At 64.2% G+C, this 23,093-nt stretch carries 18 protein-coding genes; 6 read left to right on the top strand and 12 right to left on the bottom strand.

Going from position 1 to position 23,093, the window contains the following annotated elements; genetic code table 11:
- Positions 1-19: 19 nt before the first annotated feature.
- The 6 genes from glcE to DELCS14_RS01495 form a co-directional block, all read right to left on the bottom strand.
- Entirely contained in the window at positions 20-1,159 is a 1,140-nt protein-coding gene (gene glcE / locus DELCS14_RS01520; protein ID WP_013800180.1) for a glycolate oxidase subunit GlcE, read from the bottom strand.
- A 136-nt stretch (positions 1,160-1,295) separates the two neighbouring features.
- Positions 1,296-1,607 (bottom strand): helix-turn-helix transcriptional regulator, encoded by a 312-nt coding sequence (locus tag DELCS14_RS01515; protein WP_013800179.1) that lies wholly within the window; start codon positions 1,605-1,607, stop codon positions 1,296-1,298.
- Positions 1,588-1,971 (bottom strand): type II toxin-antitoxin system RelE/ParE family toxin, encoded by a 384-nt coding sequence (locus tag DELCS14_RS01510; protein ID WP_013800178.1) that lies wholly within the window; start codon positions 1,969-1,971, stop codon positions 1,588-1,590. Before DELCS14_RS01510 ends, DELCS14_RS01515 begins: the two co-directional genes overlap by 20 nt.
- A gap of 197 nt (positions 1,972-2,168) precedes the next feature.
- Positions 2,169-3,542, bottom strand: coding sequence for an ammonium transporter (gene amt, locus DELCS14_RS01505; protein WP_170962109.1), 1,374 nt, complete (start codon positions 3,540-3,542; stop codon positions 2,169-2,171).
- A 31-nt stretch (positions 3,543-3,573) separates the two neighbouring features.
- Entirely contained in the window at positions 3,574-3,912 is a 339-nt protein-coding gene (locus DELCS14_RS01500; RefSeq protein WP_012202241.1) for a P-II family nitrogen regulator, read from the bottom strand.
- A gap of 23 nt (positions 3,913-3,935) precedes the next feature.
- Positions 3,936-4,667, bottom strand: coding sequence for a TorF family putative porin (locus DELCS14_RS01495; RefSeq protein ID WP_013800176.1), 732 nt, complete (start codon positions 4,665-4,667; stop codon positions 3,936-3,938).
- 474 nt (positions 4,668-5,141) lie between these two features.
- On the opposite strand from DELCS14_RS01495, the gene tssI reads away from it, so the two are divergent.
- From tssI to DELCS14_RS01480, 5 genes are all read left to right on the top strand, one after another.
- Positions 5,142-7,490, top strand: coding sequence for a type VI secretion system tip protein TssI/VgrG (gene tssI / locus DELCS14_RS01490; protein ID WP_013800175.1), 2,349 nt, complete (start codon positions 5,142-5,144; stop codon positions 7,488-7,490).
- Between the two features lie 73 nt (positions 7,491-7,563).
- Positions 7,564-12,201, top strand: coding sequence for an RHS repeat-associated core domain-containing protein (locus DELCS14_RS01485; RefSeq protein WP_013800174.1), 4,638 nt, complete (start codon positions 7,564-7,566; stop codon positions 12,199-12,201).
- A 506-nt stretch (positions 12,202-12,707) separates the two neighbouring features.
- Positions 12,708-13,445 (top strand): RHS repeat-associated core domain-containing protein, encoded by a 738-nt coding sequence (locus tag DELCS14_RS31120; protein WP_343299538.1) that lies wholly within the window; start codon positions 12,708-12,710, stop codon positions 13,443-13,445.
- Positions 13,446-13,639: 194 nt separating this feature from the next.
- Positions 13,640-13,870, top strand: coding sequence for a hypothetical protein (locus DELCS14_RS30350; RefSeq protein WP_157158229.1), 231 nt, complete (start codon positions 13,640-13,642; stop codon positions 13,868-13,870).
- Positions 13,871-14,115: 245 nt separating this feature from the next.
- Positions 14,116-14,979 (top strand): DUF4034 domain-containing protein, encoded by an 864-nt coding sequence (locus DELCS14_RS01480; protein WP_013800173.1) that lies wholly within the window; start codon positions 14,116-14,118, stop codon positions 14,977-14,979.
- A 68-nt stretch (positions 14,980-15,047) separates the two neighbouring features.
- On the opposite strand, the gene DELCS14_RS01475 is transcribed toward DELCS14_RS01480, so the two are convergent.
- Together DELCS14_RS01475 and DELCS14_RS01470 are read right to left on the bottom strand one after the other, a co-directional pair.
- On the bottom strand, positions 15,048-16,376 hold the full coding sequence (locus DELCS14_RS01475) for a sulfatase-like hydrolase/transferase (protein WP_013800172.1): 1,329 nt from the start codon (positions 16,374-16,376) through the stop codon (positions 15,048-15,050).
- A gap of 85 nt (positions 16,377-16,461) precedes the next feature.
- Positions 16,462-17,439 (bottom strand): tripartite tricarboxylate transporter substrate binding protein, encoded by a 978-nt coding sequence (locus DELCS14_RS01470; RefSeq protein ID WP_013800171.1) that lies wholly within the window; start codon positions 17,437-17,439, stop codon positions 16,462-16,464.
- 102 nt (positions 17,440-17,541) lie between these two features.
- On the opposite strand from DELCS14_RS01470, the gene DELCS14_RS01465 reads away from it, so the two are divergent.
- The gene (locus tag DELCS14_RS01465; protein WP_013800170.1) at positions 17,542-18,057 is read left to right on the top strand and encodes a MarR family transcriptional regulator; all 516 of its coding nucleotides are present in this window, start codon (positions 17,542-17,544) and stop codon (positions 18,055-18,057) included.
- Positions 18,058-18,078: 21 nt separating this feature from the next.
- Here DELCS14_RS01465 and aldA read toward each other — a convergent pair whose 3' ends face one another.
- Genes aldA through DELCS14_RS01445 form a run of 4 tightly spaced genes read right to left on the bottom strand, consistent with a single transcriptional unit; the run spans position 18,079 to position 22,862 of the window.
- The gene (gene aldA / locus DELCS14_RS01460; protein ID WP_013800169.1) at positions 18,079-19,512 is read right to left on the bottom strand and encodes an aldehyde dehydrogenase; all 1,434 of its coding nucleotides are present in this window, start codon (positions 19,510-19,512) and stop codon (positions 18,079-18,081) included.
- A gap of 16 nt (positions 19,513-19,528) precedes the next feature.
- The gene (locus DELCS14_RS01455) at positions 19,529-20,338 is read right to left on the bottom strand and encodes an HpcH/HpaI aldolase/citrate lyase family protein (protein ID WP_013800168.1); all 810 of its coding nucleotides are present in this window, start codon (positions 20,336-20,338) and stop codon (positions 19,529-19,531) included.
- Between the two features lie 11 nt (positions 20,339-20,349).
- The gene (gene rhmD / locus DELCS14_RS01450) at positions 20,350-21,537 is read right to left on the bottom strand and encodes an L-rhamnonate dehydratase (RefSeq protein ID WP_013800167.1); all 1,188 of its coding nucleotides are present in this window, start codon (positions 21,535-21,537) and stop codon (positions 20,350-20,352) included.
- 29 nt (positions 21,538-21,566) lie between these two features.
- Positions 21,567-22,862 carry an MFS transporter gene (locus DELCS14_RS01445; RefSeq protein WP_013800166.1) on the bottom strand — a complete coding sequence of 432 codons (1,296 nt, stop codon included), beginning with the start codon at positions 22,860-22,862 and terminating at the stop codon, positions 21,567-21,569.
- Positions 22,863-23,093: the final 231 nt, after the last annotated feature.

Genomic DNA, 23,093 nt, shown 5'->3' with positions numbered 1-23,093 from the left:
AGCCAGGCGTTGGCCCGGCCTACCAGGCGGCGGCCAGCCGGCCGCGGTTGAAGATGCCCGCAGGATCGAAGGCCTGCTTGAGCCGCGCATGAAGCGCGGCCGTGGCGTCGGCCGCCTGGGCGTCGAAATCGGGCTCGGCGCCGGGCTGGTCTGCGGCCTCGGAGCGGAACAAGGTGGCCGATCCGCCCGCTGCTTTTGCCAGCGCGCGCAGCGCATGGCCCAGCGCACGCGGCGCCTGTACCCAGCGCAGTGCGCCGTGCCATTCGATCAGCGGCCCCGTGCAGCCGTCCGGCAGCGCCAGGGCCTGAGCCGTCTGCGGCACGGACAGGCGCCACAGCGCATGGCCCGGCGCGCGTGCGGTGAACCAGGGCAGCTGCTGCTCGCGGCAGGCCTGCCAGTCGGCCGCAGCACTGTGCATGCGCTCGCCACCCAGGCGCTCGCAGGCCGCCTGCACGGCGGCACGCGCGCCGCGCAGGCGCAGGTACAGCACGCCCTGGGCTGCGCCGTCTTCCTGCAGCCAGCAACTGGCATTGAGCGGCAGCGGCTGCCCGCCCCAGGCATTGAGCCAGTCCAGCGCCTGCTGCTGAGTGCATTCGAAGCGCAGCGTGGCCTCGGCCGGCGCCACGGGCAGCACCTTGAGGCTGACCTCGGTGATCAGGCCCAGCGCGCCCCAGGAGCCCGCCATCAGCCGCGAGACGTCGTAGCCCGCCACGTTCTTCATGACCTGCCCGCCGTAACGCAGCAGTTCGCCCTGGCCGTTGATCATCTCCAGCCCCAGCACGAAGTCGCGCACGGCCCCCACACTGGCACGCGAAGGCCCGGACAGGCCGCTGGCCACCATGCCGCCCACGGTGGCGTTGCTGCTGTCTCCATCGAAATGCGGAGGCTCGAAGGCCAGGCACTGGCCCTGTGCGGCCAGCAGGGCCTCGACCTCGGCCAGCGGCGTGCCGGCGCGCACGGTCACGACCAGCTCGCTGGGCTCGTAGCTGACCACGCCGGCCAACGCCCGCGTTTCCAGCAGCTCGCCCTGCAGGGCCAGGCCGTGAAAATCCTTGGTGCCGCCGCCGCGTATGCGCAGCGGCGTGGCGTCGGCCGCAGCAGCGCGCACGCGCTGGGCGATCTGGAGGAGGTGGCTTTGGGCTGAATCCATGGCCTGCATCGTAGCGGCTGGGCCCTTTTTCGCCTCGGTGCGGACCCGTGAATTTTTTGAACGGCGCGCTTGAAGTTCTGCGGGCGGCGCAAAACACCCTCACCCAAAAGGCAAAGGCAGACGCCGGATCAGCCGCCTGCGCCCCTCATCGGAGAGGCTCGAAAGGATGGACCTGGATGTCGGCGTCGGGAAACGAGGCGACCAGCCTCAGCTCGCCGCCCAGCGCACGGACGTACTCGCGCAGCGTGCTCACGTACATGTCCTCGCGGCGCTCCAGCTTGGAGATGGATGCTTGCTCCACGTTCATGGCCCTGGCCACTTCGACCTGTGTCACGTTGCGGGCCTTGCGCAATTCCTGGAGCTGCATTTCCACCAGCATGGCCTCGGCCCGCGCGGCGGCCCGGGACTGTGCCTCAGGCGACATCCTGGCGCGCAGTTCACTGAATTTCCTGGCCATCGATTCGTCCTTCCTTTTGCAGGGTTTCGAGGTGGGTGTCGTACAGCCGATCGGCAATGGGTACATGCACCTCATACCAGCGGCCGTCGCCCGTTTTGTCGCCGCCGATCAGCAAGATTGCGCAGCGGCGCGGATCGAACGCGTAAAGCAGCCGGTAAGGCCGTCCCTCATGTTGCACCCGAAGCTCACGCATGTGCGGATGCCTGGAACGCCCGATGCCGGACGTATGGGGATATCCGAGATTCGGCCCTCTTGCCTCCAGCAGACGCACCGATGCGTCGATGGACTCCTGCTCGGCCTGCGTCAGATCAGCCCACCAGTCGCCAAGCTCGTCGGTGTACTCCACCTCCCAGGGTTGGGTCATTATTCCCTCCAGAATATATTCCGTCAATGGCATATAGGCCAAAGATCCGTCTTATAACGGAGCTCACCATAAGGCGGTTGGCATGCGGCAGGCCTCCTGATTTCCTCAGCCGCTGAAGGGCGTTTGCGGCGCGGCAATGAAAAAAGGCCCCGGTGCAAGCACCGAGGCCAATCCGCAATGAACTCCCTGGAAACCGATCAGCGGTAGTACGCCACCTCGCCATGCGTGGTGATGTCCAGGCCCTGGCGCTCGGATTCTTCGCTGACGCGCAGGCCGACGACCAGGTCGCAGATCTTGTAGGAGATGCCAGCCACCACGCCGGACCAGACGATGGTCAGCAGCACGCTCTTGACCTGCACCCACACTTGATGACCCATGTTGAAGTCTGCGGGCTCGATGCCGCCCAGGCTGGAGGCGCAGAACACGCCGGTCAGGATGGCACCCAGGATGCCGCCCACACCGTGCACGCCGAACACGTCGCAGACGTCATCGACCTTGAGCAGCTTCTTGAGGCCCGACACACCCCACAGGCAGACGGGACCGGCGATCAGGCCCATGACGATGGCGCCCATGGGGCCCACGAGGCCGGCCGCCGGGGTGATGACCACCAGGCCGCCCACGGCGCCCGAGGCGGCGCCCAGCATGGAGGCCTTGCCCTTGTGCAGGGCTTCGGCGGCCAGCCAGGAGATGGTGGCGGCGCCCGTGGCGACGATGGTGTTGATGAAGGCCAGGCCGGCAATGCCGTTGGCAGCGCCTGCCGAGCCGGCGTTGAAGCCGAACCAGCCCACCCACAGCAGCGAGGCACCGACCATGGTCAGCGTCAGGCTGTGCGGAGGCAGGGCTTCACGGCCGAAGCCGATGCGCTTGCCCAGCATGTACGAGCCCACCAGACCGGCGATACCGGCGTTGATGTGCACCACGGTGCCGCCGGCGAAGTCCAGCGCGCCGTCCTTGCCCAGCAGGCCGCCACCCCAGACCATGTGGGCCATGGGGATGTAGCTGAAGGTGAACCACAGCACCGAGAACAGGATCACGGCCGAGAACTTGATGCGCTCGGCGAAGGCGCCGACGATCAGGGCCACGGTGATGGCGGCGAACGTGGACTGGAAGGCCACGAACACGTACTCGGGAATGGTCGGCAGCGCGCCGGCCAGCGTGTCGGGTGCAATGCCCTTGAGGAAGATCTTGCTGAAGCCGCCGAAGAAGTTGCCTTCGCCGGCAAAGGTCAGCGAGTAGCCGTAGACGGCCCACAGCAGCGTGATCAGCGAGAAGATCACGAAGACCTGGCAGAGCACGGACAGCATGTTCTTCGTGCGCACCAGGCCGCCGTAGAACAGTGCCAGGCCTGGGATCACCATCAGGATCACCAGCATGGTCGAGGTCAGCATCCAGGCCGTGTCACCGGCGCTGAGTGCGGGGGCCGGCGCCTCGGCTGCGGCCGCAGCGGCGGGGGCTGCTGCTGCGGCCGCATCGGCAACGGCTGCAGCGGCGGCGGGCTCCTGTGCCAGGGCAGCGGCGCCTGCGGCCAGCAGGCCCAGCCCCAGGCCCATGGAAAGAAGTCGTTTGGTCATGGCAGTCTTTCGGGAAACGAGGGGTTGAAACTCACAGTGCGCTGTCGCCGGTCTCGCCGGTACGGATGCGGACGGCCTGCTCGATTGGCAGCACGAAGATCTTGCCGTCACCGATCTTGCCGGTGCGCGCAGCGGCCTCGATGGCATCGATCACCTGGTCCACCAGCGCGTCGGGCACGGCGGCCTCCAGGCGCAGCTTGGGCAGGAAATCGACCACGTATTCCGCGCCGCGATACAGCTCGGTATGGCCCTTTTGGCGGCCGAAGCCCTTGACTTCGGTCACGGTGATGCCCTGCACGCCGATGTCGGAGAGCGCCTCGCGCACCTCGTCGAGCTTGAAGGGCTTGATGATGGCGGTCACCAGTTTCATGATGCTTTGCTCCTCAGGTCCGGTTACAGGGTCTTGGTCAGCGTCACGATCAGGCGCGCCTTGTTGACGTCACCGAAGTACGACTTCTTGTTCGCACCCGTCACGGCCGCGCCCAGCGACACGCCGTCGCCGAAATCGTAGGCACCGCCCACGCTGTAGTCCATATAGTTGGGCACGCCCAGGCCCTTGATGTCGCTGGCAAAGCGGGTGAAGCCCAGCGATGCCTTGACCGTCACCTTGGGCATCACTTCCTGGGTGAAGCCCAGCCACAGGTAGCCGGTGTTGCGGCCCGACAGTCCCGAGCCGGCCTTCTCGCCAGCCCAGCCGAAGTAGTCCTTGGACACGGTGTGCGAGTACTTGGCCGTGAACGGTCCATAGGTGGCCGCGCCATACAGCTCGGTGGTGTTGCCACTGGAATTGCCCGAGTACAGGTACTGCAGCGCGCCGAAGTCCAGGTCCACCTCGCCGGCCTTGAACTTGTAGCCGCCGTAGAAATCGGTTTCCAGCGAATTGCGGGGGAGCCAGTCCACGCTGGAGTTCCAGTTGCCGATGTACCAGCCGCTGTCGCCGAAGGTGTAGTCGAAACCGCCCTGCAGGGCAGGCTTGACGGCCTTGTTGCGTCCCGTGTCCTGGTCCTGTCCGCGGAACTTGTAGTTCGTCGTCAGGGACACATTGGCTGTGAGCTGGGCGTGGGCCCAGAGCGGAGCGATGGCGACACAGGCGATGGCGAGCGACTTGAGGCTGGCACGGGACATGGGATCCTCCGGTTTGAAAAATTTCGTGACAACCGGGTTAAGCACGGACCGTGCCAGTCTTTTGATGCCGGGGCGTGCGCCTTTCCGGCTCCCCAATGCGGCGCTGCAACACACAGCGATGCACCGGCTTTGTGCAAAAAATGTGCACCGATGCGGCGATAGCGGGCACTCACATGGCGCATCATCAAAAATGCACCAAGATAGTGCGTATCACATTGCGATCCTGCTTGCTCTGCCCTCAGAGGCCTGGTATTGCTAGAACGCACTGTAAGCAGGGACTCTCAAAACGCCTGCATCGGGGTATTCCGATATCGATGATTTTCCAAATAAACACCACCTTGCATCCCAGATAAGGCAATTGCTTACATATCCAGGATATTTCCGGCCCCTCATTTGATTGCCCTATGGCCATCGGCTTGTCTATGATCCCCGCTCACCAAGAGCAGGGAGGCCGCCCCCAGGGCGGCGCGCACTATGACACGCAGAGTCACCATACACACGCCATTGGGCGAGCAGCTGCATTTCCGTGAATTGCGCGGCCAGGAAAACATCAGCCAGCTCTTCAGCCTCGATGTGGAAATGCTCAGCGAAAGCGAAAGCATCGATCCCAAGGCCCTATTGGGCAAAAACGCCACCATAGAAATAGAAACCCAGGGCGGCGGCAGGCGCTTCATCGACGGCATCGTCACCCGCTTTGGCATGCAGGGCCAGGACCACCGCCACTACGCCTACAAGGCCCGCCTGAGCCCCTGGCTGTGGCTGGCCACGCGCAAGAGCGACTTTCGCATCTTCCAGAACCAGACCGTGCCCGACATCATCGAGCAGGTATTGGGCGCCTATGGCCATCCCCTGCAAAAGAAACTCACGCGCGCCTATCGCAGTTGGGACTACTGCGTTCAATACAACGAAAGCGATTGCGACTTTGTCTCGCGATTGATGGAGCACGAAGGCATTTACTACTTCTTCGAGCATGCCTCGGGCCAGCACACCCTGGTGCTGTGCGACGACATCATTGCCTCGCACAGCGTATTGCCCGGGGGCGCCTCCATTCCCTTTTATCCCCCTGAAAAAGCCGCCGCAGGCGATCAGGAAAACATCCACGCCTGGCATCTGGAGCAGGAAATCAAATCGGGCCGCCATTACAGCGACGACTACGACTTCAAGAAACCCCGGGCCGACCTCACCCACCTGCGGCGCGACCCACCGGGCCACGCCCATGACGGCCACGAAATCTACGAATGGCCAGGCGGCTACACCCAGCTGAGCGACGGCGAGGACTACATCCGCGTGCGCCTGAAGGAAAGCCTCACCGGCCAAAGCCGGGTGCGGGGCCAGTCCTGCCACCGGGCGTTGGCCACGGGCTACACGTTCAGCCTCTACAACTACCCGCGCGGCGACCAGAACCAGCAGTACCTGATCACGGGCCTGAGCTACCACTTGAAGGAGAACCCCCGCGTCAGTGCCGTGGCCCCGGGCGCCAAGGGCAGCGCCGCGGAAGACGGCTCCTTCCAGCGCTACGAGTTGCAGGCCCAGCCCACGAGTCTTGCCTACACGCCCGCGCGTACCACGCCCAAGCCGCGCACCACGGGCCCGCAGACCGCCGTCGTCGTGGGCCCGGCCGGAGAAGAAATCTGGACCGACGAATACGGCCGCATCAAGGTGCAATTCCACTGGGACCGGCTGGGCGGCATGAACGAGAACTCCAGCTGCTGGATCCGCGTGGCCACGAACTGGGCAGGCCCGGGGTTCGGGGCCATCTCCATTCCGCGCATAGGGCATGAAGTCGTCGTCGACTTCCTCAACGGCGACCCGGACTACCCGCTGGTCACGGGCTGCGTCTACAACGCGGCCAACATGCCGCCCTGGGCGCTGCCGGCCAACGCCACGCAATCGGGCATCAAGACAAGATCGAGCAAGGGCGGCGCCGCAGGCGCGGGCCTGAAGAACGGACCGGGCGACGCCAACGCCATCCGCTTCGAGGACAAGGCCGGGCAAGAGCAGCTGTGGCTGCACGCGCAAAAGGACCAGCTCACCGAGGTCGAAAACGACGAGGACAAATGGGTCGGCAACGACCGGCGCAAGACGGTGGACCGGGACGAGACCAACGTCATCCACCGGGACCGCACCGAGACGGTGGACCGCGACGAGACCATCACCGTGCACAACAACCGCACGGAACGCGTGGACCACAACGAGAAGATCAGCATCGGCGACAACCGCAATGAAGACGTTGGCATCGACGAGAACATCTCCATCGGCAAGAACCGCAGCAAGACCATCGGCAAGACCGAGACCGACAAGATAGGCCAGAACTGGCACGTCACGGTGGGCCTGCTCAAGACCCAGACCATAGGCATGGCCTACATGCAGAACGTGGGTGTGATGAAGATGATGAACATCGGCGTCAACTACATGGAGAACATCGGCGTGGCCATGCAGACCACGGTCGGCATGAGCCAGAACCTCACCGTGGGGCAGGAGCGCCAGGTCAAGGTCGGCAGCAAGCAAAGCACGGAAGTGGGCTCGCAGTACTCGCTGACCGTGGGAGGCGGAGGCGCTGGTGGTGGCGCGGGAGGCGGAGCCGGTGGCGGCATGGCCATGAACATCACGTCGCCCGGTGGCGGTGGTGGCAGCGGTGGGGGCGGAGGCGGAGGCGGCAAGGCCTCCCAGCTCACCATGGATGGGCAAAGCATCCAGCTCAACGCCGCCAAGATCCGGCTCGAAGCCCAGCAGGAAATCCTGCTGACCTGCGGTGAAAGCACCATCCGCATCACGCCCGGCGACATCCAGATTCTCTCGCCCACGGACCGGCTCAACTGCTGAAGGCAGACAGCCCGTACCGCGTTCCCCGTATCCGCATTCCCGTTCTCCCCCATCTCTCCAGGAGCAGCCTCGCATGAGTGGCAAACCCGCAGCCCGTATCACCGACAGCGTCGTCAAGGGCAAGATCGTCACCGGCTCGCTCACCGTGCTCATCGGCAGCCAGGGGGGCCTGGCCTGCTCCGTCTGCCCGGGCGGCATCACCGTCGGATCCCCTGTGAACCCCCAGCTCGGCGCCAAGGTCCTGCGGGGCGCACAAGACCTGGACTTCGCCCTGCCGTCGGCTGCGCTGCCTGTGGCCTGGCAGCGTCAATACAGCAGCTACGTCAACCCCGAGCACGGCGCGGCCTGCGGCCTGCTGGGCCATGGCTGGCACCTGCTGCAGGAGCTCAGCATCCGCCTGCAGGACGAGACCACCTTGCTGCTGGACGCCAGCGGCCGCGTCATCACCTTCGACCAGCCTCTGGTGCCGGGCGGCCAGCTGCACAGTGCCAGCGAAGACATCTGGCTGCTGCGCGGCGGCAGCACGGAGCCGGACGGCGGCACAGCGCCCTGGGCCGCCAATCCTCGGTGGTCGCATGTGGAACAGGCACTGGTGCGCAACCCGCAAGCCATCCTTGCGGTCAGCGGCGATGGCGACACCCTCTGGGGCTTTGGCCCTGCGCCCGGTGAACCTGCCCGGGATTGTGCACAGAGTCCCTGGCGCCTCATGGCCCAGATCGACCGCTTCGGGCGCCGCCAGCTCTACCACTACAGCGACGGCACCACGCCCGAGGCCGGCCACAGTGCGAGCAAGGACCTCCTCCCCGCAGGCCGCCTGGTCTCGCTGAGCGACGGCCCAGGCCGGCGCTACCGGCTGCTGCACCAGCGCATCCATGGCGGCAAGGACGCGCAGGGACTGAACGGACTGTGGGGCGCCGACGACGGCTGGCGGGTCACAGGCGTGGACCTCACACAGGACCCGTTGCAGCCCCTGTCCGCGCCCATCGCCCTCGTGCGCTACGGCTACAGCAGCGCAGGCGACCTCATCACCGTCCACGACCGCGCAGGCCAGCTCGTGCGCGAATTCGAATGGGACCACCACCGCATCAGCGCCCACCGCCATGCCAGCGGACCCTGGCACCGCTACCGCTACGAGAGCGCCCAGCCCGGTGCCCGCGTCATCGAGCACAGCAACCAGGAAGGGCTCAGCTACCGCTTCGACTACCTGTCCCAGCCCCCGGGCCCCGACGGCCAGCCGCGCGCCGCCACCCGCGTCAGCGACAGCCTGGATCGCATCGAGACCTACTACTTCGAAGGCGCAGCGGGCCTGTCGCGCCTCATCGCCCACCACAAGGCCGATGGCAGCCGCTGGCTGCAGGCCTACGACAGCTTCGGCCGCCTGGCCTCGCGCACCGACCCGCTGGGGCGCAGCGTCCACCTCAGGCGTGATGGCCAGGGCCGGCTCATCGGCGTGCAACTGCCCGACGGGCGCAGCACCCAGCAGGAACACGACGAAGCCACGGGCCGCCTGCTGCAAAGCACTGACACCGCAGGGGCCACCACCGGCTACGAATACGACGCCTGGGGCCGCCTCACCCAGATCACCCAGGCCGACGGCAGCACCGAGCGCTACCACTACCCCGATCCCAAAGAAGCGCCGCTCACCTGCGACAGCCCCCGGCGCATCGAAGACGCCCAGGGCGGCAGCAAACAGCTGGCCTGGAGCGACGCGGGCCAACTGCTCAGCTACACCGACTGCTCGGGCCACAGCACGCACTACCACTACGACCGCTGGGGCGCGCTCATCGAAGTGGACAACGCCCTGGGCCAGCGCCAACGCCACCAGCGCGATGGCCAGGGCCGCATCGTGGCCAGCGAACTGCCCAACGGCCAGATCGAGCGCTACCACTACGACAGCGCAGGCCACCTCACGCGCATCGATCCGGCCCAGCCTGCGGGCACCTCCAGCGAAACCCAGACCGCCGACTCCAGCATCCACCTGCGCTACGACCTCTGGGGCAGGCTGGTCCAGCGAACACATGGTGGCCTCACCCTGGCCTTCGAATACGACAGCGCTGGCCGCCTCCTGCGCCTCGTCAACGAGAACGGAGCGCAAAGCCGCTTTGCCTGGGACGCGCTGGACCGGCTCGTGCAGGAAGAAGGGTTTGACCAACGGCTGCAGCGCTACCGCTGGGACGCGGCAGGCCAGCTCATGGAAGCCACGGACGGCAACGCCGCGCAGCAAAGCAGCAGCCACTACCGCTGGGACGAAGGCGGGCGCCTCGCCGAACGGCAGCTGCCCGCCACGCCCCATGCGCTCGCACAAACCCACCGCTACGAATGGGATGCGGCCGGGCGCCTCACGGCGGCCAGCGTCTGGCAACACAGCACCACAGACAACGACAACGGCCTCATCGCCCAACTGCAAAGCCGCATAGCACTGGAGCGCGACGCCCTGGGCCGCATCACCGCAGAAGTGCAACAGCTGTACCGCCCCGGCAAGGACGGCAACGGCAACGGGGGCGCAGAGCAGATCGAATACGAACACCGCATCGCCCACAGCCTGGACGCGCTGGGCGCACGCCAGCACAGCCAACTGCAAAGCCTGGGAGAGATCGCCTGGCTCACCTACGGCTCAGGCCATGTGCACGGACTGCAGCTCAACGGAGCCAGCCTCATCGACTTCGAGCGCGACAACCTGCACCGCGAAGTCCGCCGCAGCCTGCACCCACCCACCTCTGCAGCAGACGCACACAACCCCCTGCAGGTGCAACGCCAATGGGACAGCCTGGGCCGACTCACGGCCCTGGGCACCACAGGCCTGCAAGCGCTGCAGCAAACGGATCTTAATGACACCGGCGCCCAGGCCCACGCCCTCATAGGCCAGATCCTCGGCCGCCGCTACCACTACGACAGCCTGGGCCAGCTCGTTGCCATCGAACAGGCCGGTGCCCCAGGCCAGGCCGCGCAACTGCTGCGCTACGGCTACGACAGCGCCGGGCGCCTGAGAGCGGCCACCGACAGCCAGGACCCCCAGATCACCACCCGCTGGCAGATCGACCCTGCCGGCAACCGCCTGCCAGCACCCGGTGCAACGGGTCAGACAGACTCACAAGACAACTGGGCCGCCCAGGTCCACGCCCACTGGCGGCACACCGACTTCAACCTCATGGGCCTGGCCCACCTTGCAGGCCAGCGGCAAGGCCCCGTGCAGCGCTGGGAAGACAACCGCATCGGCTTCACCGAAGACCGCGTCTGGCGCTACGACCCCTGCGGCAACCGCATCGCGCAAATGCAGGCAGACCACAGCCAGCAGCAACTGCACTACGACGGAGCGCACCAGCTCATCGCCGTGCGCAGCAGCCAGATCCAGGGCAACGCAGAGCAGTTGCGCCACCACAGCCGTTACACCTACGACGCCCTGGGCCGCAGGCTCAAGCAGCAGGTCGAAAGCGCAGACACCGAACTGCCCACACGCACCCACTACTACGGCTGGGACGGCGACCGCCTCATCCACACCGAACGCCTGCAGGGCGGCGACGACACCCGCCACATAGAACACACCATCTACGAACCCGGCAGCTTCACGCCCCTGGTGCGCCTGAGCACCACGGCCAGCGGCGACCCGCAAGACCAGCCCCACCTGCTGGTGCAGGCCATCGCCGCAGGCCTGCCCGACCAGGACGACCCCAACCACACGCCGGCCCTGGCCCTGATGCAAACCATGCTCAGCGCCATGCCGCGCGACATGCAGCAAGACGCCGCCCGCCACCTGCGCCACACCCTGGAGCACGGCCTGCCGCCCGGCGCCCAAGCCATGCTGGGCGAACAGGCCGAAAGCACCGCGCGCCTGCTCACCGGCATGCAGGCCAAGCTGCAGGCACAGGAAAAAGAACAGCACGCCCGCATCGCCATCCACCACTACCACTGCGACCACCTGGGCACGCCCATGGCGCTGACGGACCAGACCGGCCAGGTGGCCTGGGCCGCCAAGCTGGACCCCTGGGGCAATGTGCTGCAGGAGTACAACCCGCAGGGCCTGCACCAGGCGATCCGGCTGCCGGGGCAGCACCATGACAGGGAAACGGGGCTGTATTACAACCGGCATCGGTACTACGATCCGGTGGTGGGCAGTTATATCAATCAGGATCCGATTGGGTTGAATGGAGGAACGAACATATCAGTGTATGCGCCAGATCCATTGCAATGGATTGATCCACTGGGATTAGTGAGGTGGGCTGATGCAGTGAATAATGGGTTAGGAATTTTAGGGAACGCGGGCGGTGCAATCGTTGGCGGCGCCTTGCTGGCGGCACCAGAACCAACCCTGGTAACAAAAGTGGCTGGATCTGCCGTGCTTTCAAAATCTGTATATGGTTTTGGTGCAAGCTGGTATGGATTTACAAGAGCCTTGAGCGATGACCCAAGCTACGATATACCGAGCGATCAATCTTCATTGCCTCGTGCACTCGTTTGTGCTGCTGGATGCAATGATGCAGGCAGAGGGGTTGCAGATGTGATGGATTTAAGTTTGGATTTAGCTGTTGGAAAGATTCCAGTTAATAATAAAATAAAACTACCAATAAAATGGGGCATGGATGTGGACCCACCATGGAAACAGCCTGTCAGCAGTATGTTCACTCCCCGGCAAAACACTGCTCTGGATGTATTGCAAGGAGCGACTGCTGCGCAAAGCATGATGAACTCCGGGTCGTCCATTTGCAAGAAATAGAAATCAATGAAAATAGACCATAAATCATCTTTAGTGCATTTTGAAAAATATTCAGATATATACGCTGGACTTGTATCTATTCTGATGAATTTAATGTTAGTTATTAATTTATTCGAGAATAGTGTAAGTTTATTATTTAGTTTCTTGTTTTACATTTTTTGTGGATTGTATATATTTGGCGCAGGCTCAAGGGAACTAAGAAGAAAAAATACTAGAGGTTATTTCATTTTCTTTTTATTCTATTTAATTCCGTATTTTTTCTCTGGTGTATTTTGTTTATATTTTGCATTATTTAATAATGCTTAAAAACCGCGAATAATTCAAAATATTAATAAGCGTGCAATGATATTTTTATTCAAGTAGTAGCAAAATATGCCTGCACTACACCCAGAATCGTAGCTGCAGACACCTTGGCCCTGCTGGGGCTAGCAGTTCCAATGTGCCACGCACATTCATGCAATATATGTAGATGCAACTGCAGAGAAAAAAGAGAACAGCAATAGCGCATCGCCATCTATCACTACCGCTGCGACCACCTGGGCACACCCATGGCCCTGACCGACCAGACCGGCCAGGTGGCCTGGGCCGCCAAGCTGGACCCCTGGGGCAATGTGCTGCAGGAGTACAACCCGCAGGGCATCCACCAGGCGATCCGGCTGCCGGGGCAGCACCATGACAGGGAAACGGGGCTGTATTACAACCGGCATCGGTACTACGATCCGGTGCTGGGGAGTTATATCAATCAGGATCCGATTGGTTTGATGGGTGGATGGAACTTATCTGGATATTCAGAAGGTTCTCCCTTGAATTATTTCGATCCAGTCGGACTCGCCACAAAGGAGCAAGTTGATACAGCGGTTAACGTGCTGAAGGGGCAATTCCCCGAAATACTAAAAACACCGAAATCAGTTACTGGCGTTGTAGGTTTATCTGGAACGCTTGGGCAAGTTCTTGCCGGCAGAACAGATCTTAGTGGGAATATTCAATATAACGCAGATATTTATGGCGAAGACGGCGTTTCCATGTGTGATAGTAAATTAGATGATTTTCTTCAAACAATGGCGCATGAAATGCAGCATTTAAACGAGAGTGTTTTTGATAGAATTGGATTAAGTACGGGTCAGCTACTGAACAGAATTTCGCCAAAATTTTCTAGCATCGAAGATATTATTGATCATAATGCAGATATTATGTATCAATCCACCATAAATAAATACAAAAGCATTATAAATGGTGAAAAATAAATTGATTATTAGAGTAATAATATATATAGCTCTAGCATTGTGTATATTATTATTGATACTTGGAGATTTTAGCCGTGGAATATAAATAAACTTCGTGATCAATGATATTGCAGATGGAACAAAATAAATTACGTTTTCCTATAAAAATAGGGCATGCCTACTGGAAAAATTTGCATTTCCCCTAGGACATAGAAATGAATATGCAAAAAAAGGGGCAAGCAATTTTACTTCAGGCTTTGTTGGATGAAATAAGAGGCAGTGGCATTATTTACATCAACAGCAAAGACAATTCAGTTAGAAGAAAAATTTCCGAGGATTTGAAAAATATCCAGATTCATCTGCTACTGAGTAAAAAGCCCTTTACTCCAGGAGCGAGCAGGGGAAAGATGTTCTTTTTTCGAACATGCCCACGCATGGCAGGATGACCATGCAAACTCCGGATGAATCGCAGTCATACAGTTGCTTTGAGAAAATTTATTATCAGAATAATGCTCAATAAATTTCCCAAATAATCTCATTGCAGCGTTATTATAAAGATTTTTTATGGATTTCAACATTTACTATTTAATGATGAACTTTTATTGAAAGGAGTTTTCTGGAAATAATCAAATATATTTGTCAATTTATTCTGGCAATTCTGAATAACACATTCCATTTCCAAGAGGGACACATGACCGCAAAAACCACCCAAACCCTGATCCGCATCCTGCTCGCCACCCTGTCTCTCTCCGCCGCCACTGCCACCTACGCCGCGCAGTGCCCGCTGATTCCCGATGGCAATGCCACTCTGGAAGAGTCCGAGAGGGCTGCACTGCTCAGCGAGTTCAAGTTCGAGGCGCTGGACAAGGAGCTGGCCCGCAAGCACAAGAAGAATCTTTCTTCCTCGGGCGGGGACTTGTTGACCATGCGGGATCTGCTGGGACTGCAGCAACTGAGCCTGCAGGAAGAGAACGTGATGCGCATGTGGGCGGATCAGCAGCCCAAGTCGTTCTTTGCCCAGCTCAATGCGGGCCTCTATTACGGCAACAAGGCATTTGGCGCCCGCGGCAAAGCGCCGGCTTCCAGTGTGACGGGCAGCCAGTGGAACACTGTCAAGCAGCTCAGCGCGAAGGCCCAGCCGTATCTGCAAAAGGCCATGGCGCTGGATGCCCGCTCGGCCTTGCCGCAGACGATGCTGATTGGATTGGCCGCAATGGAAAACCAGGTGGGTGGGCGTACTGCAGCGCAGTGGCTGCAGGCGGCCGATCAGGCCGATCCCAAGAACTTGGCGGCCCGCGTCAATGCCCTCAATTACCTGAGCCCGCGCTGGGGCGGGTCCTTGGAGGGCCTGGACCAAATGGTGTCACAGGCCGTGAAGTCGCTGCCATCGGCCAGCGCCAGCTATCTCCAATACAACCTGGTGCTTGCCAAGGCCAGCCATTACGAAGTCGTCGATAAGGACAAGAGCAAGGCCCAGGCCCTCTACAAACAGGCCAAGGACATGTGCGACAACTCGGAGGCCGCACGGGCGGGCATGGTCAGGACGTACCAGTAATCAGAAAACAAGGCAGGCCCAAAGGCCTGCCTTGTTTTATCGCCCACAGCCTGCGGGCACACACACCCTCAAAACGTCGCCGAAGGCAGATCCTGCCGGCTGAACACCAGCGACACCTTGGCTTCTTCCGGAATGGGCGGCAGTGAAGCATCCCATTGCTGCCAGGCCTGGCGCAGCTCGGCCAGGCGCTGGGGCTCGCGGTCGCGCAGGTTGGCGCGTTCGCGCGGGTCCTGGGCCACGTTGAAGAGGTATTCCACGCCTTCGATCTGCAGGTATTTCCAGTCGCCGCGCACCAGGGCGCGCTGGGCGCGGTGCTTCATGCGCCAGCACAGGTCGCGCTCGGGGTTCCAGGCGCCATCGTCCATGAGGGGCAGCAGGCTGATGCCGTCCAGCGGGTAGTCGGCGTGGCCGTGCACGCCGGCGGCGGCCAGGAAGGTGGCCGACCAGTCCATGGTCAGGTTGGGGGTGTCGCTGACGGCGCCTGCCGGCATGCGGTCAGGCCAGCGCGCCACCAGGGGCACGCGGATGCCGCCTTCGAGCAGGTCCATCTTCTGGCCGATGAAGGGCCAGTTGTTGGAAAAGCGTTCGCCGCCGTTGTCGCTGGTGAAGACGATGAGCGTGTTCTCGGCCATGCCCTTTTTCTCGAGCGCGTCCAGCACCCAGCCAATGCCTTCGTCCATGTGGTGGATCATGCGCTGGTAGGTCTCGATGGTGCCGCCGTCGGTGTGCTTGCCGAAGCCGCCGATGCGCCGCGACTCCTCCAGGTCGTCGCGCGTGAGCCAGGGCCAGTGCGGGGCGCTGTAGTGCAGGGACAGGTAGAAGGGCTTGTCGGCCGTCTGGCGCTCGACGAAGTCCACGGCGCGGCGGCTCAGCAGGTCGGTGAGGTAGCCCTCTTCCTCGTGCGGCTCCTCGTTGATCCAGAAATCGGGGCGGCCGCGCGGGTCGCAGTGGGCGAAGTAGTCCGCACCGCCTGCGTGAAAGCCGTAGAACTCCTCGTAGCCCGACATGCGCGGGCCGAAATGCGGCGGGTAGCCCAGGTGCCATTTGCCGACCAGGGCGGTGGCGTAGCCGGCGTCGCGCAGCAGCGAGGCCACGGTGGGATGGTCGGGCGGCAGGCCCAGCACTTTGTCGCCGTGGACGCTGGCGATCGGCTCCTCGGCCGCGCCGCGCAGGCGGTACTGCCAGCGGCCCGTGGCCAGCGCAAAGCGCGTGGGCGAGCACACGGCCGAGTTGGAATAGCCACGCGTGAAGCGCATGCCCTGCGCGGCCATGGCGTCCAGGCGGGGCGAGACATCGGTGGCGCGGCTGTGCGCATCGCGCGCGCCCGTGCAGCCGAGGTCGGCATAGCCGAGGTCATCGGCCAGGATGAAGATCAGATTGGGGCGCTGGGTTGCCATGGGAGCCAGGAGACAGTGGATGCGTTGGGAAAGGGAGTATCGCCAAAACGGCGGTGCCTCAGGGCCACAGGCCCTAGTGGCGGCTTCAGTCGTTGGTCAGGTGGATGCGCTTGACCAGGGCGGCCCACTGCGCGGACTGTCCCTTGGCGCGCGCCTGGGCCTCGGCCACGGTGGAGCCGACCATCTCGATGTCCAGGGCCTTGGCGCGTTCCTTTTGCTCGGGCGCGCGGATGGCCTCGTTCATGGCATCGACAAAGCGCTTTTGCACAGCGGGCGGCACGCCCTTGGGTGCGGCCAGCAGGATCCAGAAGGTGCCGTCGAACTCGGGAAAGCCCGATTCGGCGATGGTCGGCAGCTCGGGCGCCAGCGCCGAGCGCGTCTTGCCCGAGGTGGCCAGGGCGATCAGCTTGCCGCTCTGGACCTGGGGGAATACCGTGGGGCCGGCCAGGAAGCCGCAGTCCACCTGGCCGCCCAGCAGGTCCTGCATGGCCGGCGCCGGTCCCTTGTAGGGTACGTGGACCATCTTGGCGCCCGAGGTGGCCAGCAGCGATTCCATGACCAGGTGACCCGGGGAGCCCGCGCCGCCCGAGGCATAGGTCAGCTCGCGCGTCTTGCTGGCGGCCACCATGTCCTTGACGGACTTGAAGCCCGTGCCCGGGCCGCAGACCAGGGTCTGCGAGAAGCGCGCGGCCACGACCAGGGTTTCCAGCGCGTCGGCCTTGTAGCCCATGTTCTTGTAGACATGGGGGTTGACGGTAAGCACGGGGTCCATGGCCCACAGCCAGGTGTAGCCATCGGGCGCGGAGCGCGCGACCTCGGCCGCGCCGATGTTGCCATTGGCGCCGGGCTTGTTGTCCACGACCACGGCCTGGCCCAGCGCCGCCTGCATGGCGGCGGCCACGGGGCGCAGAGAGATGTCGGACGGGCCGGCCGGCGGATTGGGCACGACGATGCGTATGGGCCTGGCCTTGGGCCATTCCTGGGCCAGGGCGGGCGCCGCGCACAGCACGGCGGCGGTCAGGGCCACGGCGGCACGCGCCAGGGCTGCGAGGGGGCTGGGCATACTTGTCTCCTTGTCGTTGTCTTGCGGCCAATGTACGCAGGCCGCAGACAATGCATCTAATCCATCATCCCTAGCGTAAACCCGAAACCGGCCCGCGAGCCCATGACCGACCTCCACCGCTGGCGCCACCCCGCCGTGCTCGACGACATGTTCCTCTACCACCTGGCGCGGCTGCAGGCGGCCGCTGGCAGCCGCGTGGTGCGCCTGTGCGAGGGCCGCTACGGCATCACACGGCGCGAGTGGCGCATGCTCTGCCTGCTGGCCGAGGCCGGGCAGCTGCAGCCCTCGCAGCTGGCCGAGCAGGCGCAGCTGGACCGCACGCGCACCTCGCGCGCGGTCACGGCTCTGCTGGCCAAGGGGCTGTTGTGGAAAGAAAGCCAGGTGGGCGATGCGCGCCGCGCACTGCTGCGCCTGAGCGACACGGGCCGCGCCCTGCATGCCGAGCTGTTCCCGCAGGTGCAGGCCATCAACCGCGAGCTCATGGACGCCGTGCCCGAGCCCGAGCTGCAGGCCATGGCCAGCGCCTTTGCCCGCATCCGTACGCGGGCGCGGGAGCTGGAGGCCAGCAGCCCGCCGCCCAAGGCGCCGCGCAATCGCAAGAAACCGGCAGCGCCCTGAAGCCAAGGTCCAGGAGGTCAATCACCCCTGCAGATACACCACATGCGTGTGCGTGTACTCGTACAGGCCGTGCTTGCCGTCGGCCCCGCCCACGCCCGACTTGCGCACGCCCGCGTGGAAGCCCTGCATGGCCTCGAAGTTCTCGCGGTTGATGTAGGTCTCGCCGAAGTCGATCTCGCGCATGGCCTGCATGGCCTTGGACAGGTCGCGCGTGTAAAGCGACGAGGTCAGCCCGTATTCGCAGTCGTTGGCCAGGGCGATGGCCTCGTCCAGGTCCTCCACCACCTGGATGGGCAGCACGGGGCCGAAGATTTCCTTGCGCATGATCTCCATGCTGGCATGGCAGCCGGCCAGCACCGTGGGCTGGAAGTGAAAGCCCGCGCCCAGGTCTGCGGCCTGCCCGCCCGTGACCAGTTGCGCGCCGTCGGCGATGGCCTGGCGCACCTTGGCCTGCACGCTGTCCAGGCCCTTTTGGTTGATCAGCGGGCCCATTTCCACGTCGGGCCGCGCAATCGGGTCGCCATAGCGCGTGGCGGCCATTGCCTGGGCAATGCGGGCCGTGAACTCCTCGGCCACCTGGCGCTGCACGTAGACGCGTTCGGCGCAGTTGCAGACCTGCCCGGTGTTGATGATGCGCGAGTCGCGGATGGCGCGCACGGCCAGGTCCAGGTCGGCATCGGCCAGCACGATGGCCGGGGCCTTGCCGCCCAGCTCCAGGTTGAGCTTGGTGATGTGGGGCGCGGCGGCTGCGGCGATGCGCTCGCCCGTGGCCACGCTGCCCGTGAAGCTGACCATGTCCACGCCCGCATGCCCGGCCAGCGCAGCGCCCGTGCTGCCTTGGCCATAGACCACGTTGAACACGCCGGCCGGCAGCTCGCACTGGGCCAGCAGCTCGGTGAAGGCATGGCAGTTGATGGGCGTTTCCTCGCTGGGCTTGATGACGATGGTGTTGCCCGTGAGCAGGGCCGGCGCCATCTTGCGGGCGATCAGGAAGAAGGGGAAGTTCCAGGGCAGGATGCCCGCGACCACGCCCAGTGGCTTGCGCAGCAAAAAGATCTGCTCGTTGGCCCGGTCGCTGGTGATGACCTCGCCCTCGATGCGGCGCGCCCATTCGGCCATGTAGTCCAGATAGTCGGCGGTGAAGTTCACCTCCACCTCGGCCAGGCCCAGGACCTTGCCCTGCTCCTCGGTGATGGTGCGCGCAATGCGCGCGGCGTTGTCGCGGATGCGGGCCGCCACGCGGCGCAGGTACTGCGCGCGCTCCACGGCCGGGCGGCGCGCCCAGGCTTTGTGGGCGCCGCGCGCAGCGGCGATGGCGCGGTCCACATCGGCCTGGCTGGACAGGGGCGAGCGCGCCAGCACCGCGCCCGTGGCGGGGTTGGTCACCTCATGCAGTTCGGCGCTGTCGGTGAAGCTGCCGGCGATGAAATTGCGCAGCACGGGAAGGGATGCCATGGAGTTCTCCTTGGGTTCAGTAGGTGCGGGATTCAGGGGCCGCCTGGTCCGTGGCTTGGGTGGCGCGATAGCGCCCCAGGTTGGCCAGCGCGGCCTGGCGCAGCAGGCTGATGTCTATGCCCACGGCGATGAAGCGGCAGCCCCAATCCGCATAGCGGCGCGCATCTTCCTCGCGCGGCGCGAGGATGCCGCAGGCCTTGCCGGCAGCCAGCGTGGCCTCGACGGTGCGGAGTATGGCCTCCTGCACCTCGCCCTGGCTGGCGTCGCCCGCATGGCCCATGCCCGTGGACAGGTCGGCGGGACCGATGAAGACGGCGTCCACGCCATCGACGGCCGCAATCTCGGCCGCATGGGCCACGCCCCGGGGCGACTCGATCTGCACGATCAGGCACAGCTGTTCATGCGCCGTGCGGATGTAGTCGGGCACGGCATCCCAGCGCGTGGCCCGCGTCAGGCCGCCGCCCACGCCGCGCACGCCGTGGGGCGGGTAGCGCATGGCGCGCACCAGCTCGCGCGCCTGTTCGGCCGTCTCCACCATGGGCACCATCAGCGTCTGCACGCCCACGTCCAGCAACTGCTTGATGAGCACGGTGTCACCCTGCACGGCACGCACCACCGGGTGCGTGGCGTAGGGCGCCACGGCCTGCAGCTGGCCCAGCAGCGTGGGCACGGTGTTGGGGGCATGCTCGCCATCGACCAGCATCCAGTCGTAGCCCGCGGTGGCGATGATCTCGGCCGCGTAGGGCGTGGCAAAGCCGGCCCAGATGCCGTACAGCGGCTCGGCGCTCCGCAGCGCGGCCTTGAAGGGGTTGGCAGGCAGTTGCATGGCGGGCTCCTTCAGTGCGTGTACGGGCGGTGCAAGGCGCACTCGGGATTGAGCTCCACGCCGAAGCCAGGCCTGTCCAGCGCCGACAGGCGCATGCGGCCGTTGACGGGCACGGGCTCGCCCAGCAGTTGCGGATGGAACATGGGCACGACCTCGTCGGCCTTGGGGGCCATCATCAGGAACTCGGCAAACGGGCTGTTGTGGCGCGTGGCCACGAAGTGGTAGCTGTAGACGCTGGAGCCATGCGGAATGACCAGGGCCTGGTGGGCATCGGCCAGGGCCGAGATCTTGAGCAGCTCGGTGATGCCGCCGCACCAGCCCACGTCGGGCTGGATGATGTCGCAGCAGCCCATCTCCAGCAGCTGGCGAAAGCCCCAGCGCGTGGCCTCGTGCTCTCCCGTGGTCACCAGCATGCCGGTGGGCACGTTCCTGCGCAGGGCCGCGTAGCCCCAGTAGTCGTCGGGCGGCAGGGCCTCCTCGATCCACTTGAGGCCATGGGCCTGCGCACCCTGGGCCAGGCGCGTGGCGTAGTTCACATCCAGGCTCATCCAGCAGTCCAGCATGAGCCAGAAGTCCGGGCCCACGCGCTCGCGCATGGTGGCCAGCTCCTGCAGGTTGCGGCGCAGGCCCTCCTCCCCTTCGGCCGGGCCGTGGTGCAGCGGCATCTTGCCGCCGATGAAGCCCATCTTCTGCGCCAGGTCGGGCCGCGCGCCCGTGGCGTAGAACTGCAGCTCGTCGCGCACGGCGCCACCCAGCAGCTGGTGCACGGGCTCGCCGCGCACCTTGCCCAGCAGGTCCCACAGCGCCAGGTCCACGCCGGAGATGGTGTTGATGACGATGCCCTTGCGGCCGTAGTACAGCGTGGACAGGTACATCTGGTCCCAGATGCGCTCGATGTCGGTGACCCGGGCGCCTTCGAGAAAGCGCGCCAGGTGCTTCTCGACGATGTAGGCCGCAGGCTCGCCGCCCGTGGTCACGGCAAAGCCCACGCGTCCGGCGCTGTCCTCGATCTCCACCACCAGCGTGCCCAGCACGTTGATGCCGAAGCTGCGGCGGCTTTGCCGGTACTCGGGGTACTTGGCCATGGGCGTGGCGATGTGGTCGTCGATCCAGTGGCCGTCGGACTGGTCGTGGTAGTCGGCGCCGCCGCCCTTGAGCGTGAAGGCGCGCACCTGCTTGATGGTGGGGATCTGTGTCATGGGATGGTTCTGCTCCGTGTGCAAGTGGTTCAGGCGGCCGACGGTGCGGCCAAGGCCGGCGCCAGGCGTGCGCGCACGCCCAGCACCAGGGCCGCAGCCAGCAGCGTGGTGCCGGCCAGCAGGTACAGGCCGGCCGCCGGGGAGTGGAAGAAGCCCTCGGCCCAGTTCTTGACGATGGGGGCGATGAAGCCGCCCACGGCGCCGAGGGAGTTGATGAAGGCGATGCCGCCAGCGGCCGCAGCGCCGGCCAGCGTGTTAGCGGGAAAGGTCCAGAACACGGGCTGCACGGCGATGAAGCCGGCCGCCGCCAGGCACAGCGCGGCCACACCCAGCAGGGGGCTGGAGAAACTCACCGATGCAGCCATGCCCACGGCAGCCATCACCAGCGTCAGGCTGGCGATGCCGCGCGGCTGGCCTGTTCGCTCGGCATGGCCCGGAATCCACCAGGCGGCCAGCAGTGCGCACAGCCAGGGAATAGCCGAGACCACGCCCACCAGCAGGCCGACCTTGGTGCCCAGCAGGCCCGCCACCTGGCTGGGCAGGTAGAACACCACGCCATAGACGCTGGCCTGGATCAGCAGGTAGATCAGCGCCAGGTAGAGCACGCGCGGCTGGCACAGCGCGGCCAGCAGGCTGTGGCCGTGGCTGCCCTTGGCGCGCTCTTCGCTGTCGAGAATGTCCTGCAGCAGCGCCTTGTCCTCGCGGCTGAGCCAGGTGGCGTCGGCGGGGCGGTTGTCCAGGTGGAAATATGCCCAGATGCCCACGGCCACGGCCATCAGCCCCTCCACCGCGAACAGCCACTGCCAGCCGTGCCAGCCGCCCATGCCGTCCAGCTCCAGCAGCAGGCCCGACAGCGGGCTGCCGAAGATGAAGGCCAGCGGCGCGCCGAAGTAGAAAAAGCCCATGGCCTGCGCGCGGTGCGCTGCCGGGAACCAGTAGGTCAGGTACAGGATGACGCCGGGGAAGAACCCCGCCTCGGCCACGCCCAGCAAAAAGCGCAGCACGTAGAACGTGGTCTGGTCGTGGGCGAACATCATGGCCGCCGACACCAGGCCCCAGGTGACCATAATCCGGCACATCCACATGCGTGCGCCCACGCGGTGCATGATCAGGTTGCTGGGCACTTCCAGCAGCGCATAGCCCGCGAAGAACACGCCCGCGCCAAAGGCGAAGGCCGCATCGCTGATGCCGGTATCGGCCTGGAAGGCCACCTTGGCAAAGCCCACGTTGGCCCGGTCCAGGAAGGCCATGATGTACATGAGCAGAAGAAAGGGCAGCAGGCGCCAGGAGATCCTGGCGAGCAGGGGAGCGGGGAGTTTTTTCATGACGGTCCTGAAGGCGATGGAGAGCCATCACGCCCGCAAAAATGGGGGCGCTGAAGGCGTGCTTTTTCGGAAGGCGAGAGGCGGCTGCGGCTTGGGTGCCGGTCGCATCAGCGCGTCATGAAACAGGCGATGGGCTGTGCATGTCTTGTCTCCTGGATTGGGTCTGTTTTTTCTTGTCGCAGGGCCAATGTACGGCGCATGATCGATGCTCAACAAATCGAATTTCGGTCA

The sequence above is a fragment of the Delftia sp. Cs1-4 genome (assembly GCF_000214395.1).
In the GTDB taxonomy this organism is placed as follows: Bacteria; Pseudomonadota; Gammaproteobacteria; order Burkholderiales; family Burkholderiaceae_C; genus Comamonas; species Comamonas acidovorans.
This window is presented reverse-complemented; position numbering and strand designations above follow the sequence as displayed.

Excerpts from the sequence above, each read along its gene's own strand:
- glcE (WP_013800180.1), bottom strand. The coding sequence starts at position 1,159 with ATGCAGGCCATGGATTCAGCCCAAAGCCACCTCCTCCAGATCGCCCAG.
- DELCS14_RS01515 (WP_013800179.1), bottom strand. The coding sequence starts at position 1,607 with ATGGCCAGGAAATTCAGTGAACTGCGCGCCAGGATGTCGCCTGAGGCA.
- DELCS14_RS01510 (WP_013800178.1), bottom strand. The coding sequence starts at position 1,971 with ATGACCCAACCCTGGGAGGTGGAGTACACCGACGAGCTTGGCGACTGG.
- amt (WP_170962109.1), bottom strand. The coding sequence starts at position 3,542 with ATGACCAAACGACTTCTTTCCATGGGCCTGGGGCTGGGCCTGCTGGCC.
- DELCS14_RS01500 (WP_012202241.1), bottom strand. The coding sequence starts at position 3,912 with ATGAAACTGGTGACCGCCATCATCAAGCCCTTCAAGCTCGACGAGGTG.
- DELCS14_RS01495 (WP_013800176.1), bottom strand. The coding sequence starts at position 4,667 with ATGTCCCGTGCCAGCCTCAAGTCGCTCGCCATCGCCTGTGTCGCCATC.
- tssI (WP_013800175.1), top strand. The coding sequence starts at position 5,142 with ATGACACGCAGAGTCACCATACACACGCCATTGGGCGAGCAGCTGCAT.
- DELCS14_RS01485 (WP_013800174.1), top strand. The coding sequence starts at position 7,564 with ATGAGTGGCAAACCCGCAGCCCGTATCACCGACAGCGTCGTCAAGGGC.
- DELCS14_RS30350 (WP_157158229.1), top strand. The coding sequence starts at position 13,640 with ATGAATATGCAAAAAAAGGGGCAAGCAATTTTACTTCAGGCTTTGTTG.
- DELCS14_RS01480 (WP_013800173.1), top strand. The coding sequence starts at position 14,116 with ATGACCGCAAAAACCACCCAAACCCTGATCCGCATCCTGCTCGCCACC.
- DELCS14_RS01475 (WP_013800172.1), bottom strand. The coding sequence starts at position 16,376 with ATGGCAACCCAGCGCCCCAATCTGATCTTCATCCTGGCCGATGACCTC.
- DELCS14_RS01470 (WP_013800171.1), bottom strand. The coding sequence starts at position 17,439 with ATGCCCAGCCCCCTCGCAGCCCTGGCGCGTGCCGCCGTGGCCCTGACC.
- DELCS14_RS01465 (WP_013800170.1), top strand. The coding sequence starts at position 17,542 with ATGACCGACCTCCACCGCTGGCGCCACCCCGCCGTGCTCGACGACATG.
- aldA (WP_013800169.1), bottom strand. The coding sequence starts at position 19,512 with ATGGCATCCCTTCCCGTGCTGCGCAATTTCATCGCCGGCAGCTTCACC.
- DELCS14_RS01455 (WP_013800168.1), bottom strand. The coding sequence starts at position 20,338 with ATGCAACTGCCTGCCAACCCCTTCAAGGCCGCGCTGCGGAGCGCCGAG.
- rhmD (WP_013800167.1), bottom strand. The coding sequence starts at position 21,537 with ATGACACAGATCCCCACCATCAAGCAGGTGCGCGCCTTCACGCTCAAG.
- DELCS14_RS01445 (WP_013800166.1), bottom strand. The coding sequence starts at position 22,862 with ATGAAAAAACTCCCCGCTCCCCTGCTCGCCAGGATCTCCTGGCGCCTG.